This window comes from Streptomyces sp. 3-6 (assembly GCF_056323165.1).
The window spans coordinates 69,609-84,276 of the sequence record NZ_JBWHZP010000015.1 but is presented as its reverse complement, the minus strand read 5'-3'; the positions used below and the strand labels follow the sequence as shown (position 1 = coordinate 84,276).

The 14,668-nt window shown below is 73.4% G+C and carries 12 protein-coding genes; 9 read left to right on the top strand and 3 right to left on the bottom strand.

The features are described 5' to 3' along the window. Nucleotides 1–91 precede the first annotated feature (91 nt). Nucleotides 92–1,429: an MDR family MFS transporter gene (locus AC02VZ_RS19785; protein ID WP_476476008.1), complete on the top strand. Its 1,338-nt coding sequence runs from the start codon at nt 92–94 to the stop codon at nt 1,427–1,429. Between the two features lie 204 nt (nt 1,430–1,633). Here AC02VZ_RS19785 and AC02VZ_RS19780 read toward each other — a convergent pair whose 3' ends face one another. Together AC02VZ_RS19780 and phoU are read right to left on the bottom strand one after the other, a co-directional pair. Beyond that, nucleotides 1,634–1,789, bottom strand: a complete 156-nt coding sequence (locus AC02VZ_RS19780; protein ID WP_362101546.1) for a hypothetical protein — start codon at nt 1,787–1,789, stop codon at nt 1,634–1,636. A gap of 503 nt (nt 1,790–2,292) precedes the next feature. Then, nucleotides 2,293–3,009 carry a phosphate signaling complex protein PhoU gene (phoU, locus tag AC02VZ_RS19775; RefSeq protein WP_476476007.1) on the bottom strand — a complete coding sequence of 239 codons (717 nt, stop codon included), beginning with the start codon at nt 3,007–3,009 and terminating at the stop codon, nt 2,293–2,295. A 267-nt stretch (nt 3,010–3,276) separates the two neighbouring features. Here phoU and AC02VZ_RS19770 point away from each other — a divergent pair, with 267 nt between their 5' ends. Both AC02VZ_RS19770 and phoP read left to right on the top strand, forming a co-directional pair. After that, complete coding sequence (locus AC02VZ_RS19770; protein ID WP_476476006.1) at nt 3,277–4,905, top strand: sensor histidine kinase; 1,629 nt, start codon at nt 3,277–3,279, stop codon at nt 4,903–4,905. After that, the gene (phoP, locus tag AC02VZ_RS19765) at nt 4,902–5,582 is read left to right on the top strand and encodes a two-component system response regulator PhoP (RefSeq protein ID WP_432054763.1); all 681 of its coding nucleotides are present in this window, start codon (nt 4,902–4,904) and stop codon (nt 5,580–5,582) included. The genes AC02VZ_RS19770 and phoP overlap by 4 nt, the downstream gene beginning before the upstream one ends. Before the next feature lie 221 nt (nt 5,583–5,803). Here the strand turns inward: phoP and AC02VZ_RS19760 are convergent, their stop codons facing one another. Continuing rightward, complete coding sequence (locus AC02VZ_RS19760) at nt 5,804–6,454, bottom strand: copper chaperone PCu(A)C domain-containing protein (RefSeq protein ID WP_432054762.1); 651 nt, start codon at nt 6,452–6,454, stop codon at nt 5,804–5,806. A 904-nt stretch (nt 6,455–7,358) separates the two neighbouring features. Between AC02VZ_RS19760 and AC02VZ_RS19755 the strand changes: the two genes are divergently transcribed. From AC02VZ_RS19755 to AC02VZ_RS19730, 6 genes are all read left to right on the top strand, one after another. Further along, the gene (locus AC02VZ_RS19755; RefSeq protein WP_006380568.1) at nt 7,359–7,841 is read left to right on the top strand and encodes a CarD family transcriptional regulator; all 483 of its coding nucleotides are present in this window, start codon (nt 7,359–7,361) and stop codon (nt 7,839–7,841) included. 662 nt (nt 7,842–8,503) lie between these two features. Continuing rightward, nucleotides 8,504–9,289 carry a 2-C-methyl-D-erythritol 4-phosphate cytidylyltransferase gene (gene ispD / locus AC02VZ_RS19750; protein WP_476476005.1) on the top strand — a complete coding sequence of 262 codons (786 nt, stop codon included), beginning with the start codon at nt 8,504–8,506 and terminating at the stop codon, nt 9,287–9,289. Next, nucleotides 9,279–9,830: a 2-C-methyl-D-erythritol 2,4-cyclodiphosphate synthase gene (gene ispF / locus AC02VZ_RS19745; protein WP_476476004.1), complete on the top strand. Its 552-nt coding sequence runs from the start codon at nt 9,279–9,281 to the stop codon at nt 9,828–9,830. Before ispD ends, ispF begins: the two co-directional genes overlap by 11 nt. A 405-nt stretch (nt 9,831–10,235) precedes the next feature. Continuing rightward, on the top strand, nt 10,236–11,633 hold the full coding sequence (gene cysS, locus AC02VZ_RS19740; RefSeq protein ID WP_476476003.1) for a cysteine--tRNA ligase: 1,398 nt from the start codon (nt 10,236–10,238) through the stop codon (nt 11,631–11,633). A 298-nt stretch (nt 11,634–11,931) separates the two neighbouring features. Continuing rightward, entirely contained in the window at nt 11,932–12,870 is a 939-nt protein-coding gene (rlmB, locus tag AC02VZ_RS19735) for a 23S rRNA (guanosine(2251)-2'-O)-methyltransferase RlmB (RefSeq protein WP_432054758.1), read from the top strand. Between the two features lie 118 nt (nt 12,871–12,988). Next, nucleotides 12,989–14,662, top strand: a complete 1,674-nt coding sequence (locus tag AC02VZ_RS19730) for a DoxX family membrane protein (protein ID WP_476476002.1) — start codon at nt 12,989–12,991, stop codon at nt 14,660–14,662. Nucleotides 14,663–14,668 lie beyond the last annotated feature (6 nt).

Here is a 14,668-nt window from a genome sequence, read left to right as displayed (position 1 = left end):
TCGTAAGGTGTGTCCTCGGCGGGGGGTGCTTACACCCCCTGGTGGCCGTCGACGCGCTCCGGGGAGGGGCGCCGTCCTTCCGGGGGGTTCCATGTCATCCGTCGTCCGTGCGCGGCGCGCGCTCCGGGAGACCCTGTCGGGGTTGCCCCCGGCGTTCTGGTGGCTGTGGACCAGCACGCTGGTCAACCGGCTCGGCGGCTTCGTCGCCACCTTCATGGCGCTCTACCTCACCCTCGACCGCGGCTACTCCGCCACCTACGCGGGCCTGGTCGCCGCCCTGCACGGGCTCGGCGGGGTGCTGTCCTCGCTGGGGGCCGGCGTGATGACCGACCGGCTGGGACGGCGGCCCACGCTGCTCGTCGCCCAGGCGTCCACCGCGGTGTCGGTGGCCCTGCTGGGGTTCGTGTACCACCCGGTCGCCATCGCCGCCGTCGCGTTCCTCGTCGGCATGGCCAGCAACGCCTCCCGGCCGGCCGTGCAGGCGATGATGGCGGACATCGTCCGGCCCGAGGACCGGATCCGCGCCTTCTCCCTCAACTACTGGGCCATCAACCTCGGGTTCGCGGTGTCCGCCATGGCCGCCGGGTTCATCGCCGAGTACAGCTACCTCGCCGGTTTCCTGCTGGAAGCGGCGATGACCATGGCCTGTGCCGTCGTCGTCTTCGTGAAGATCCCCGAGTCCCGGCCGGTGCGGTCCGCCGGGGCGGTGTCCGAGGCGTCCGTGGGCCTGGGGACGGTGCTGCGGGACGGGCGGTTCATGGGGGTCGTCGGGCTGTCGTTCCTGGTCGCGCTGATCTTCATGCAGGGGTCGGTCGGCCTGCCGGTCGCGATGGGGGCGGCCGGGTTCACCCCGGCCGACTACGGCCTGGCCATCGCCGTCAACGGGGTGCTCATCGTCGTCCTGCAGATCCCGGTCACCCGGTTCATCGAGCACCGCGACCCCGGCCGGCTGCTGGTGATCTCGTCGGTGCTCGCCGGGTACGGCTTCGGGCTGACCGCGTTCGCCGGGTCGGTCGGCGTCTTCGCGCTCACCGTCTGCGTGTGGACGCTCGCCGAGATCGTCAACGCGCCGACGCAGACCGGTCTCGTCGTACGGCTGTCACCGGTGCACGGACGGGGGCGCTACCAGGGCATGTACACCATGTCCTGGGCCGTCGCCTCGCTCGTCGCCCCGCTGATGTCCGGGTTCGTGATCGACCGGTTCGGCGCGGAGTGGCTGTGGGGGACCTGTGCCGTCATCGGCACCGTGGCCGGACTCGGGTACGCGCTGCTGATGCGGAGGCTGCCCGCCGAGGAGTCGTCCGTCGCTGTGGAGGGCGTGGGCGAGGGCACCGGGCCGGACGGTGACCGTGCGGATGCGGGCGGCCGGACGGAGGCGGGCGCCCCCGGTGGGCCGGTGCTGCGGAAGCCGGAGGTCGGCGCCTCGTGAGCGGCACGGGCCGGCACGGAGCCGTCCTGGGCAGGCATGGGAAACCCTCAGCAGGGCTGGGCAGCTCTGAGGTGTCGGGGAGGCAGCCACGGGCCGTCCGGCCCGCCGGTGCACCTCACCGGGGGCCGGACGCGTGCCCGGTCCGTACGGCCCGCTGTTCCGGGGCCCCTACGGGGTCCCTACGGGGTCCCTGGAGTCAGGGTCTCAGCCACACTGACAGGGGCTGCCCGACTGGCACCCGCAGCCGCAGCCGGAGCCGCAGCCGCAGGCGGCGATCAGGGTCAGGTTCCTGATCTCGGCGGGCTGCTCGGTCTCGCGCTCCTGCGTGGGGTCGGGTGTCGTGCCGGGGGTCTCGGCCATGGGTCCCTCCTCGGAACGGGTGCCTGTGCCCATTGGATGCCCGCCCGGCCGGGCGCATCAACGGCGCACTGAGGCTCACGCGCGCCCGGCCCGCACCGGCGAGCCCCCGGCCCACCCCCGCCCGCCCCTTCGCGCCCACGGGGGCGGGGACACCGACGAAGGCGAGGCGAAGCCGACGGGGACACCGGTGGAAGCGACGCGAAGCCGACGGGGCCGCCGGTGAAGGGGGACGCGGGCGTGATGCGCACGCGGCGCGGACGCAGGGGCGAGCGCGACTCCCGTCACACCGGAGCCGCGCTCGCACCGTGGGGCGACGGCCCTCTGACGTCCCCGGACCGCCCGGCGGGGTACGTCACGGACCGTCACGGACCGTCCCGTACCGAACCGGGCCGACCGGCCCGTACCGTCCGGCGGGTCGGACCAGGGCCTCGCCGTCCCCCGGACGGCCCCGGCCCCGACCCCGCCCCCGCCCCGGCCCCGCGGGGCCCGTCAGACCGCCGTGGTCAGGCCCCTTCCGGCGCGGACCCCGGCGCCGGCGCCGGCGGGATCTCCTGCTGGAGGTCGGTGGCCTGGATCTCGTCCGCGTGCTCGCCGGTGACCAGGTAGACGACCCGCTTGGCGACCGAGACCGCGTGGTCGGCGAAGCGCTCGTAGTACCGGCCGAGCAGGGTGACGTCGACGGCCGTCTCGATGCCGTGCTTCCAGCGGTCGTCCATCAGGTGCTGGAAGAGCGTGCGGTGCAGCAGGTCCATCGCGTCGTCGTCGGTCTCCAGCTGGAGCGCCAGGTCGACGTCCTTGGTGATGATCACCTCGCCCGCCTTCGCCATCAGGCGCTGCGCGAGCTGGCCCATCTCCAGGATGGTGGCGTGCAGGTCACGCGGGACCGCGCGCGCCGGGTAGCGCAGCCGGGCCAGCTTCGCGACGTGCTGGGCGAGGTCGCCGGAGCGCTCCAGGTCGGCCGACATCCGCAGCGACGTGACGACGATCCGCAGGTCGGTGGCGACCGGCTGCTGCCGGGCCAGCAGGGTGATGGCCCGGGCCTCCAGGTCGTGCTGGAGTTCGTCGACCTTCAGGTCGCCCTCGATGACGTTCTCGGCGAGCTTCAGGTCGGCGTCGAGGATGGCCGTCGTGGCGCGCCCGATCGCCGACCCGACCAGCCTGGCCATCTCCACCAGACCGTCGCCGATCGAATCCAGTTCCTCGTGGTACGCGTCCCGCATCAGGGTTCCTCTCCTGGGTGTCTCAGGGGTCCAGCGGCCTGGGCCCCTACGGGGTTCGGGGGCGGGTGCCCGTCACGCGGGCGGCGGTACGCGGCCCGCGCCACCGACGGTCCGAACCCCACGCTCCCACGGTGCGACGGTCACGCGTCCGCTTCCACCACCTCACATGAACCATCCCTGGCTCCGAGGTGAACTCTGGGCGACGAGTGTTCGAGGTCGCCCCCGGACGGCTGGGGCCACCGCGCGGCCCATGCCTAACCTGGGGGCATGGACCTGAACGCGGCGGTCGCCGCAGCGGCTGCGATCGCCGGTGTGCTCACCGGTGTCATCGCGATGCTGGCGTTCCGCTGGAGCGAGCGCGAACAGCGCCGCCCCACGCGTACCTCCCTTCACACGGAACCCGTGCTGCCGCGCGGGGTCGACACCGTGCTGTCCGTCCTGCGCTCCTCCGCCGTGGTGCTCGACGAGGCCGACGGCGTCGTCAAGGCCAGCTCCGCCGCGTACGCCCTCGGGCTGGTGCGGGGCGGGAAGCTGGCCGTGGAACCCATGCTGAAGATGGCCCGCGACACCCGGCGCGACGGCGAGATACGGCAGGTCGAGCTGGACCTGCCCCGGCGCGGGACCGGCCGGGGCGAGGCCCTCGCAGTCTCCGCGCGGGTCGCGCCGCTCGGCTCCCGGCTGGTGCTGCTGCTGGTGGAGGACCTCACCGAGGCCCGCCGCATCGAGGCGGTCCGGCGCGACTTCGTGGCCAACGTCAGCCACGAGCTGAAGACCCCGGTCGGCGCCCTGTCGCTGCTGTCCGAGGCCGTCATGGACGCCGCCGACGACCCCGAGGCCGTGGAGCGCTTCGCCGGGCGCATGCAGATCGAGGCGACCCGGCTGACCAGCCTGGTCCAGGAGCTGATCGACCTCTCCCGGGTCCAGAACGACGACCCCCTGGAGGACTCCGAACCCGTCCGGGTCTCCGAGCTCGTCGCCGAGGCGATCGAACGCTGCCGGCACGCCGCCGGCACCAAGGAAATCACCATGGCCACCAACGTGGGCGCCGGTGACGGCCCCCACGAGGACGGCGACGGTACGGCGGACGGGGCGGCCGACCTGCGGGTGTGGGGGAACCGGGGGCAGCTCGCCGCCGCGCTCGGCAACCTCGTCGAGAACGCCGTCAACTACTCGCCCGCCCGCACCCGGGTCGGCATCGCGGCCCGCTCGGTCCGCCTGGCCGGCGGGCCCATGGTCGAGATCGCCGTGACCGACCAGGGCATCGGCATCTCCGAGAAGGACAAGGAGCGCGTCTTCGAGCGCTTCTACCGCGTCGACCCGGCCCGCTCCCGGGCCACCGGCGGCACCGGCCTCGGGCTGTCGATCGTGAAGCACGTGGCCGCCTCGCACGGCGGTGACGTCACCGTGTGGAGCGCCGAGGGCCAGGGCTCAACCTTCACCCTGCGCCTACCGGAAGCCCCGGCGAGCCGTGACCGCGCCTCGCGCACGGCCGACGAGACGGTCGATGGGACGGCGGACGAGACGGACGACGAGACGATCAACGACGGCCGGCCCGACGCGTCACCGACGGCCTCGTCCGCCGGGTCGTCGTCCACGGCCCCGTCCGCCGGGTCGTCGTCCACGGCCCCGTCCGCCGGATCGTCCACGACGTCGTCCGCCGGATCGACGATGTCGCCCGCCGAGTCCCCTGCCGGGTCGTCCCCTACGTCGGCTCCGCCGGACATGGAGTCGCCCGCCGAGTCGTCCACCGTCTCGCCCGCCGAGCCGCGCGGCGGTCCGTCCGCCTCCGTGTCCGCCGGCCCCCAGTCGTCCCCCCACATGTCGTCCCCCTCCACCCCCCACGCTTCCGACTCATCCGCGTACGAAACGCTTCCCTCCCCGGAGGTCCTTCCGTGACCCGAGTGCTCGTCGTCGAGGACGAGGAGTCCTTCTCCGACGCCCTGTCGTACATGCTCCGCAAGGAGGGCTTCGAGGTCGCCGTGGCGACCACCGGGCCCGACGGCCTCGACGAGTTCGAGCGCAACGGCGCCGACCTCGTCCTCCTCGACCTGATGCTGCCCGGGCTGCCGGGCACCGAGGTGTGCCGCCAGCTGCGCAACCGCTCCAACGTCCCCGTGATCATGGTGACCGCCAAGGACAGCGAGATCGACAAGGTGGTCGGCCTGGAGATAGGGGCCGACGACTACGTCACCAAGCCGTTCTCCTCCCGGGAACTGGTCGCCCGGATCCGCGCGGTGCTGCGCCGCCGCGGGGAGCCGGAGGAGGTCACGCCGGCCGCCCTGGAGGCGGGCCCGGTCCGGATGGACGTCGACCGGCACGTGGTGACCGTGGGCGGCACCAAGGTGGACCTGCCGCTGAAGGAGTTCGACCTGCTGGAGATGCTGCTGCGCAACGCCGGACGGGTACTGACCCGGATGCAGCTCATCGACCGGGTCTGGGGCGCCGACTACGTGGGGGACACCAAGACCCTGGACGTGCACGTCAAGCGGCTGCGCGCCAAGATCGAGCCCGACCCCGGCGCTCCGCGCTACCTGGTCACGGTCCGCGGCCTCGGCTACAAGTTCGAGCCGTAGGCGTAGCCGCAGCCGCTCCCGTAGCCGTAGCCGTAGCCGTAGCAGTGGCCGTCCGTGGCCGCAGCTGCGGACGGCGCGTCGGCGGGTCCTGTGGGTCCTGTGGGTCCCGTGGGCCGGTCGGTTCGGTGAACGGGCGCGACGCAAGGGCGGGACCCGGGTGCAGCACCCGGGTCCCGCCCTTACGTGTGTCCGCGTGCGCCTGGGCGACGCTCGGCGGTGGGTCAGTCGCCAGCCGGCTGGCTGGCGGAGGCGGCGCTGGAGGGGTTGCCCGACGGGGCGTCGGAGGGAGCGCCGGACTCGGTGGACGCCGAGGCGTCCGCGGACGGCTCCTCGCTCTGCTGCGCCTGCGGCGTGGCCGGGGCCTTGCTCGGACCCCACTCGGCGTAGAAGTCCTCGGCCGGCTGGACGAACGCCTGGAGGGAGACGTCGCCGGTCTTGCTGAAGGTGAAGGTGACCTTCTGCGCGTTGCCGTCCTGGACGGCCTCACGGCTGCTGGGCAGGACGGCGGAGGCGTTGCCCTTGCCGCCCAGGATCAGCGAACCGCCGGCCGGCACGGTCAGGCTGCCGCCCTCGGCGGGGGACAGTTCGGCGGTCTTGCCGGTGCCCGGGATGGTGACGGACTCCAGGGTCTGGTCGGTGGAGCCCTCGTTGAAGAACGTGGCCGAGACGACGGCCGGGCCCGTGGACTCGAGGTCGGGCTGGGTGATGACGACGACGTTCTGGGCCTTGATGTCACCGACGGTCGTGGCCGCGTTGTCCGGCTTGACCTGGAGGGTCTCGGCGTTGTTGCCGGACGCGCACGCGGAGAGCGAGACGACCGAGAACGCGATGGCGGCGGCGGCGAGGGCACCGCGTCGAAGGCTGCTGCTCACGGCGGCGGCAACTCCTTGGACTCGAGCGTGGCGACCTGTAAAGCCGCCCTAAGGGTCTGTCAGCGGCCTCAGGTTACCGAGCCGTCCCCGCCCGACCGCACCCGACCCTCCCCGGAAGGGCCCCGTTCCCCCGAGAAGCCGCCCGCGGTCCGCGGTCCACGGGCCCCGTGAGCGACGGGCACCGACGGGCCCACCGGTCCGCGTGGGGGGCCTCTTCGTGCGTCGGGAGAGGCGGGAGGTGCGCGAGACCTGCCCCGCGCACCTCCCCGGGGCCCCGGGGCACGAGCGCCTGAGGGGAGGGCCGGTCGCTGCATTCGGGAGGGGAACGGTGAGACGCACCGGTGAGACGCATCGGGGGATGCGAGAGGCGAGGGAGACGAGGGAGACGCAGTGGGACGTGGGAGGTGGGACGTGACCGTGTCGGTGAGGCGCGTGGGAGACGGCGAGACCCGGTGAGACCCGGTGGGCATTCGCATTACTCCGGGAGTGTCACCCGGGTGCGCGTGGCATAGCCCGGTCGGCCGGTCGGCATTTCCCCGCAGGAATGTGCTGACGTCCCGCGGGAATTGATCACCGGCCGTTCAACGGTCCCTGTGAAGATCAATATCCGATTCGGCCGGAACCCCGACGGCGCACCGAACGGAGTAGCGGAAGTCGAGCATGTAGAACCGGACATTTGGGTAGCTTCGGTCGCCCGTGGCGGCCTTCGGGTGGGTGTGACGTGCGTCTTTCCTCTGCCCCGGAGAGCCGCTCCGACCTGCGAATACCTGCTTCCGTTCGGCGGCCGATGCACGTTCATGTTGCGGTTGTCAAGCCCCGAGAATGGCCCTGACCTGCGAAAACGTCATTCAGAACCCGTCGTATCCGTGTTACCCTGGATAGCCACGGAAGGGGTACCTGTCACATGACGTTCAAGGTTGGCGACACCGTGGTCTATCCCCATCACGGGGCCGCGCTGATCGAGGCTATCGAAACTCGCCAGATCAAAGGCGTGGACAAGACCTACTTGGTGCTGAAGGTCGCCCAGGGTGATCTGACGGTACGTGTGCCAGCGGACAATGCGGAGTTCGTCGGCGTACGCGATGTGGTCGGTCAGGAAGGGCTGGACCGAGTCTTCGAGGTGCTCCGCGCACCCTACGCCGAAGAGCCCACTAACTGGTCCCGTCGCTACAAGGCAAACCTGGAGAAGCTCGCCTCGGGCGATGTCATCAAGGTCGCGGAAGTCGTGCGTGACCTGTGGCGTCGTGAGCGTGAGCGCGGACTCTCCGCCGGCGAGAAGCGCATGCTCGCCAAGGCGCGCCAGATTCTGGTCAGCGAGCTCGCGCTCGCGGAGAACACCAACGAGGACAAGGCCGAGGCCCTGCTCGACGAGGTACTCGCCTCCTGAGCCGAGGCGGAGCGCTGCTCGCTCGGCGCTCCCAGCGCACAGCAAGCACAGCACAGTGAAATGCCGCGGTGCCCGATGACGAACGCGATGTCGTCGCCGGGCGCTGCGGCATGTCCGCTCCCGGGGCGGTGTGATCCCCGAGAGGTGCTGACCCAGGACGCGGACAGCTGGGCCCGACCTCCGGAAACGCCAGGTCACGGCGTGTCACGACGTCACCGGCGCGCCACCGCCACCGCCACCCGGTTCCGCACCGGACCCGGAGACCGGACGGTGCGCCGCGTGGCCGGTGCCGGTCGGACGTCCGGACGGCTGCCCACGCCGCCCACCGCTCCCGCCGCCCGCTTCGGCCACCCGGTACTGATACGACTGCCTGACTGCCTGGTACTGATACGACTGCGCGGCCGCGAACGGCCACGGCGTGCGGCGCGGCCGGCGACGCGAGGTGCCGTCCGTCCGTACACCGGACGGGTGCCGTGACCGCGCGGGCTGTGCCATCACTCACGTCCCGCACCCGGCACACCGGTCCGGGCGTCCCGCCTCGACCAGAGTCACGGAAGGGGCTGGTCGAGTCGTCACGCCCGGTCATCCCTCCGCTCCTCGGAGCGGTGGGTACGCCCAGGCCATACCCAGGTAGGCCGAGCACACAAACCTGACAGGAACCGATGTCTGACGATCCCCTCATCCCGCCGTCGCAGAACCCCGCGCACGGCGCGTCCGACCGTACGACACGCCGTACGGCGGCCGTCATCCCGGCCGCCGGACGGGGCGTACGACTGGGCCCGGGCGCCCCGAAGGCGCTTCGCGCGCTGGGCGGCACGCCCATGCTGATCCACGCCGTCCGCGCGATGGCCGACTCGCGCTCCGTCTCCCTGGTCGTCCTCGTCGCCCCGCCCGACGGAGCCGCCGAGGTACGGACGCTGCTGGACGCGCACGTCCTGCCCGAACGCACCGACTTCCTGGTGGTGCCGGGCGGGGAGAGCCGCCAGGAGTCCGTCCGGCTGGGCCTGGAGGCGCTGCCGGAGGAGTACGACATCGTGCTCGTCCACGACGCGGCCCGGCCCCTCGTCCCCGTCGACACCGTCGACGCGGTGATCGAGGCGGTGCGGGGCGGCGCGCCCGCCGTCGTCCCCGCGCTGCCGCTCTCCGACACGGTCAAGCAGGTCGAGCCGGCCACGGCCCCCGGCGACCCGGAGGCGGTCGTCGCCACGCCGGACCGGTCGGTGCTCCGCGCGGTGCAGACCCCGCAGGGCTTCGACCGGGCCACGCTGGTGCGCGCCCACGCGACCGTCACGGGGCAGGTCACCGACGACGCGAGCATGGTCGAGCAGCTCGGCCTGACCGTCGTCACCGTGCCGGGCCACGAGGAGGCGTTCAAGGTCACCCGTCCCCTGGACCTGGTCCTCGCCGAGGCGGTCCTGGCCCGCAGGAGGCTCAACGATGGCTTCTGAGACGCACGCTGCTCCCGAGCCGCACGGCGCCGCTCCCGATCCGTCGGCCGCGCTGCCGCCGCTTCCCCAGGTCGGCATCGGCACCGACATCCACGCCTTCGAGGACGGCCGTGAGCTGTGGTGCGCCGGACTGAAGTGGGAGGGCGAGGGCCCCGGCCTGGCCGGGCACTCCGACGCGGACGTCGTGGCGCACGCCGCCTGCAACGCCCTGTTCTCGGCGGCCGGCCTCGGCGACCTGGGGCAGCACTTCGGCACCGGGCGGCCCGAGTGGTCCGGCGCCTCGGGGGTCACCCTGCTGACCGAGGCCGCCCGGATCGTACGGGCGGCCGGGTTCCGCATCGGCAACGTCGCCGTGCAGGTCGTCGGGCCCCGGCCCAAGATCGGCAAGCGGCGCGACGAGGCGCAGCGGATCCTCTCCGAGGCCGCCGGGGCACCGGTGTCGGTCTCCGGGGCGACCACGGACGGGCTCGGCTTCCCCGGGCGCGACGAAGGGCTGATGGCGGTGGCCACCGCCCTGGTGGTCCGCGTGCGGACGGACTGACGGCCGTGGTCCGCCCGCGGACGGGCTCCGCGCGGGGGTCGGCGCCCGCGCGGAGCCCGTCCGCGTGACCGCGTGTGCGGAGGGCGCCGGTGTGCGAGCCCGTCCTCGTGCGTGGCTCGTTCAGGTTGTGGCTGGCGCCCGCGCGCGGAGCCCGCGCGCGGAGCCCGCGCGCGGGCCAGGGCCTTCCGCGCGCGGCGCCCGCCCGCAGGCGGCGCCCGTCAGCGGACGGAGCCCGCACCCGGCGCGGGCACCCCGCCCCGTGCCCCCGTGGCACCGCACGCGCCCCCATACCCCAGCCCCGTACCCCCGCAGCCCCGCACGGGTCCCCGCAGGCCCGTTCGCCGCGCCCGGGGCGGCTCGGTGGTGGAGGCACACGCACCCTCCGGGGCCCACTACCCTGGAGGGGTGACTATTCGCCTGTACGACACCAGCGCCCGGCAGATCCGTGACTTCACCCCGCTCCAGCCGGGTTGCGTCTCGATCTACCTGTGTGGTGCCACCGTGCAGGCGGCGCCCCACATCGGGCACATCCGCTCGGGGCTGAACTTCGACATCATGCGCCGCTGGTTCGAGTACCGCGGCCTGGACGTCACGTTCGTCCGCAACGTCACCGACATCGACGACAAGATCATCGCGAAGTCGGCGGAGCAGGGACGGCCCTGGTGGGCCATCGGCTACGAGAACGAGCGGGCCTTCACCGACGGATACCAGGCCCTCGGCTGCCTGCCCCCGACCTACGAACCGCGCGCCACCGGCCACATCACCGAGATGGTCGAGATGATGCGCGGCCTGATCGAGCGCGGCCACGCCTACGAGGCCGACGGCAACGTCTACTTCGCCGTCACCTCCTTCCCCGCGTACCTGAGGCTGTCGAACCAGGAGCTGGAGAACCTGCTCCAGCCGTCCGGCGAGGGCGAGACCGGCAAGCGGGACCCGCGGGACTTCGCCATGTGGAAGGCGGCCAAGCCCGGCGAGCCGAGCTGGGAGACGCCGTGGGGCCGCGGGCGCCCGGGCTGGCACCTGGAGTGCTCGGCGATGGCGCACAAGTACCTGGGCACCGCCTTCGACATCCACGGCGGCGGCCTCGACCTGATCTTCCCGCACCACGAGAACGAGATCGCGCAGGCCAAGGCCTTCGGCGACGAGTTCGCCCGGTACTGGGTGCACAACGCCTGGGTCACCATGAGCGGCGAGAAGATGTCGAAGTCGCTCGGCAACTCGGTGCTGGTCAGCGAGATGGTCAAGCGGTGGCGGCCCATCGTGCTGCGCTACTACCTCGGCACCCCGCACTACCGCTCGATGATCGAGTACAGCGAGGAGGCGCTGCGCGAGGCCGAGTCGGCGTTCGCGCGGATCGAGGGCTTCGTCCAGCGCGTGGTGGAGAAGGCCGGCGCCGTCGAGCCGTCGGCCGAGGTGCCGCCCGCCTTCGCCGAGGCCATGGACGACGACCTCGGGGTGCCGCAGGCGCTGGCCGTGGTGCACACCACCGTCCGGCAGGGCAACAGCGCGCTGGCCGCCGACGACAAGGAGGCGGCGGTCGCCCGCCTCGCCGAGGTCCGCGCCATGCTCGGCGTGCTCGGCCTGGACCCGCTCGACCCGCACTGGGCCGGCGAGGACGACCGCGGCGAGGATCTGCACGGGGTGGTCGACACCCTGGTGCGCATGGTCCTCGACCAGCGGGAGGCCGCCCGGGCCCGCAAGGACTGGACGACCGCGGACGCCATCCGTGACCAGCTCAACCAGTCCGGCCTGGTGATCGAGGACAGCCCGCAGGGGCCGCGCTGGAGCCTCGGCCCGCGCTGAGGCCCCGCCGGGACCGGGTCACGGGGCGCCCCGGCGGACGGGACCCGGGAGACGGCACGCGGACCATCGGTACCGAGTACCGGGTGTGCCGCCCGGACCTCGGGGCGGCACACTGCACGTACCAGCACACTGCACGTACCCGACGGCGACCGCGTGTCCCGCACGGGCACGGACACAACCGCACAACCGCACAGCAGCACCGCACCGCACGGACCACGCGCGGGGCGGCACCCATCGGACGCCATCGCGGGACGCGCACCCCGCGTCCACCGCACGACTTCACGGAGACGAGTACCTCATGGCCGCGAACAACCGCCGCATGTCCGGCAAGAAGGGCGCGCAGGTCGGCAGCGGCGGCCAGCGGCGCCGGGGCCTGGAAGGCAAGGGCCCCACGCCCCCCGCCGAGATGCGCAAGGGCCACGCCAAGCAGCGGGCCGCCCAGGCCAAGGCGCGCCGCGCGACGGGCCGCGCCCCGCAGCGGCGCGGCGGCCGGTCGGCCTCCGAGCTCGTCGTGGGCCGCAACCCGGTCGTCGAGGCGCTGCGCGAGGGCGTGCCCGCCTCGACGCTGTACGTGCAGCAGTTCATCGACAACGACGAGCGAGTGCGCGAGGCGCTCCAGCTCGCGGCCGACCGCGGCGGGATCCACCTCATGGAGGCCCCCCGCCCCGAGCTCGACCGGATGACCAACGGGCTGAACCACCAGGGCCTGGTGCTCCAGGTCCCGCCCTACGAGTACGCGCACCCCGAGGACCTGGTCGCGGGCGCCCACGACGAGGGCCAGGACCCGCTGATCGTCGCCCTGGACGGGGTGACCGACCCGCGCAACCTGGGTGCCGTGGTCCGCTCCGTCTCCGCCTTCGGCGGGCACGGTGTCGTCGTGCCCGAGCGGCGGGCCGCCGGGATGACCGCCGGCGCCTGGAAGACGTCCGCCGGTACGGCCGCGCGCACGCCCGTCGCCCGCGCCACCAACCTGACGCGCGCCCTGGAGGCGTACAAGAAGGCCGGGCTCACGGTCGTCGGCCTGGCCGCCGACGGGGAGGCCGAGCTGGGCGAACTGGCCGCGCTGGACGGGCCCGTCGTCATCGTCGTCGGCAGCGAGGGCAAGGGGCTGTCCCGGCTGGTCGGCGAGACCTGTGACGTCCGGGTGCGGATCCCGATGCCGGGCGGCGCGGAGTCGCTCAACGCCGGTGTCGCGGCGGGCATCGTGCTGTACGAGGTGGCGCGCCGCCGGGCCTGAACGCGTGTTCGGCGGTATCACCCACACGGAGTGTTCCGGGCGGCCCGAACCGGCTTGACGGGGTCCGGACACATCCGGCCGGTCAAGGCAGTGTCCTAACCCCGTGTCACTCGGTTAGATGAGTGTGGACACCAGAACACCCCGCACGCCCACGGGGGACCGCTCGTTGGGACTCGACGACACTCCCGCGCTGAGCATGGTGAAGGTGCCGAGCGATCCGGCGCAGGTCATCGTCAATCACGCCAGCTTCCGCGTGCAGCTGGGCGTCTCGGCGCGACGCGTCCAGTCACCGCGGATCGCCCGGCACCTGAGCGCCGCCCAGGACACCGCCCGCATCCCCGTGGTCACCACCATGGGCGCCGCCGGTCCGGGCGCCCCGCGCCGCCGTCCCGTCGTCTGGAGCGGCCGGTCCGCGCCGGACGACACCGGAGCCCACCGCCTGCTCCAGGCCGTGCGGCACGACGGCGTCCGCCACGCCGAGGAGCCCCTCGCCGACGCCGGCGCCACCCAGGTCATCCCGCGCGTCGGCACCGGCTACGACTACGCCGACGACCCGGCCACCCTGGAGACGCCGGTCGTCGGCGCCCAGCGCACCCACGGCGGCGGCCCGCTGCTGCCGCCCATGCGCACCGTCGGCAGCGCCTACGACGAACCGGCCTACGACCCGGGCGGTCACGACGCGGGCGGCTACGGGGACGACGCGTTCGAGGACACGGGCTCCCGGCCCGCCGCCGACGAGGACGCACGCCGCACCCGGCGCCACGGCGACGACCCGGCCCGGCACGCCTACTACCCCGGCCGCCGGATGAACCTGGGCGTCGTGCTGCTGCCGCTGCGCGTCTTCCTCGGCTTCATCTCCATCTACGCCGGCATGGGCAAGCTGTGCGACCCCGTCTACTTCGACGGCGGCAAGCGCGGCTCCATGGTGACCTGGCTGAACACCCTGCACCCCTGGGAAGTCGCCGAGCCGCTGCGGCAGTTCGCCCTCGAACACCCCGTCGGCTCCGGCCTCGTCATCGCCTTCCTCCAGGTCATCGTCGGCGTCCTCACCGTCCTCGGCTGCTGGCAGCGCGTGGCCGCCGTGGTCGGCGCGCTGCTCTCCGCCGCGCTGCTGGTCACCGTCAGCTGGAAGAGCGTCCCGGTGTACGACACGCCGGACATCATCTACCTCGCGGCCTGGTCGCCGCTGATCATCGCCGGCGCCCCCGTCTACTCCGTCGACGGCCGCCTGGCCGGCAGCGCCTGGCGGCGCCTCGGCCCCCGCGCCGACATCTGGGACCTGCGCCGCTACGTCCTGCGCCGCGGCGCCCTGGTCACGGCCATCGTCTGCGGGATCACCCTGCTCACCGGTTCGCTGCTGGGCGGCGCGGTGCGCGACGCCGACCGCGTCGTCGTCCCCGGCCCGGGCGAGTCCCCGCGCAACGAACTCCCCGGCTCCCCGCTTCCGCAGGAGCCCGACGCCTCGCCGAAGAAGCGCACGCCGTCCGCGTCCACGTCGCCCACCCGGGGCACCACCGCCGGTACGGGCAGCCCGTCCGCCGGCACGACCACCCCGGGCGCGACGCAGGACACCGGCACGGTCACCGGCGGCACGCCCAGCCAGACTCAGGGCAGCGCCGGGCAGGCTCCGCCGCAGCAGTCCTCCCCGGCCGAGCAGGCGCCGAGCACCACCACCGGCCCGACCTCCGGCGGCGGCAGCACCGGCGGCGAGGGCACGCCGAGCGGCGGTTCCGGGGGCGGCGGCGGCTCGTCCACCGGCCAGCCGGGTCTGGTGGGCGGCCTCCTCGGGTAAGCCGGT

What these genes read in the sequence shown, in the direction of transcription:
- AC02VZ_RS19780 (WP_362101546.1), bottom strand. Translation starts at nt 1,789, where the DNA reads ATGGCCGAGACCCCCGGCACGACACCCGACCCCACGCAGGAGCGCGAG.
- phoU (WP_476476007.1), bottom strand. Translation starts at nt 3,009, where the DNA reads ATGCGGGACGCGTACCACGAGGAACTGGATTCGATCGGCGACGGTCTG.
- ispD (WP_476476005.1), top strand. Translation starts at nt 8,504, where the DNA reads ATGTCTGACGATCCCCTCATCCCGCCGTCGCAGAACCCCGCGCACGGC.
- ispF (WP_476476004.1), top strand. Translation starts at nt 9,279, where the DNA reads ATGGCTTCTGAGACGCACGCTGCTCCCGAGCCGCACGGCGCCGCTCCC.
- AC02VZ_RS19770 (WP_476476006.1), top strand. Translation starts at nt 3,277, where the DNA reads ATGGACCTGAACGCGGCGGTCGCCGCAGCGGCTGCGATCGCCGGTGTG.
- AC02VZ_RS19755 (WP_006380568.1), top strand. Translation starts at nt 7,359, where the DNA reads ATGACGTTCAAGGTTGGCGACACCGTGGTCTATCCCCATCACGGGGCC.
- AC02VZ_RS19785 (WP_476476008.1), top strand. Translation starts at nt 92, where the DNA reads ATGTCATCCGTCGTCCGTGCGCGGCGCGCGCTCCGGGAGACCCTGTCG.
- AC02VZ_RS19730 (WP_476476002.1), top strand. Translation starts at nt 12,989, where the DNA reads ATGAGTGTGGACACCAGAACACCCCGCACGCCCACGGGGGACCGCTCG.
- rlmB (WP_432054758.1), top strand. Translation starts at nt 11,932, where the DNA reads ATGGCCGCGAACAACCGCCGCATGTCCGGCAAGAAGGGCGCGCAGGTC.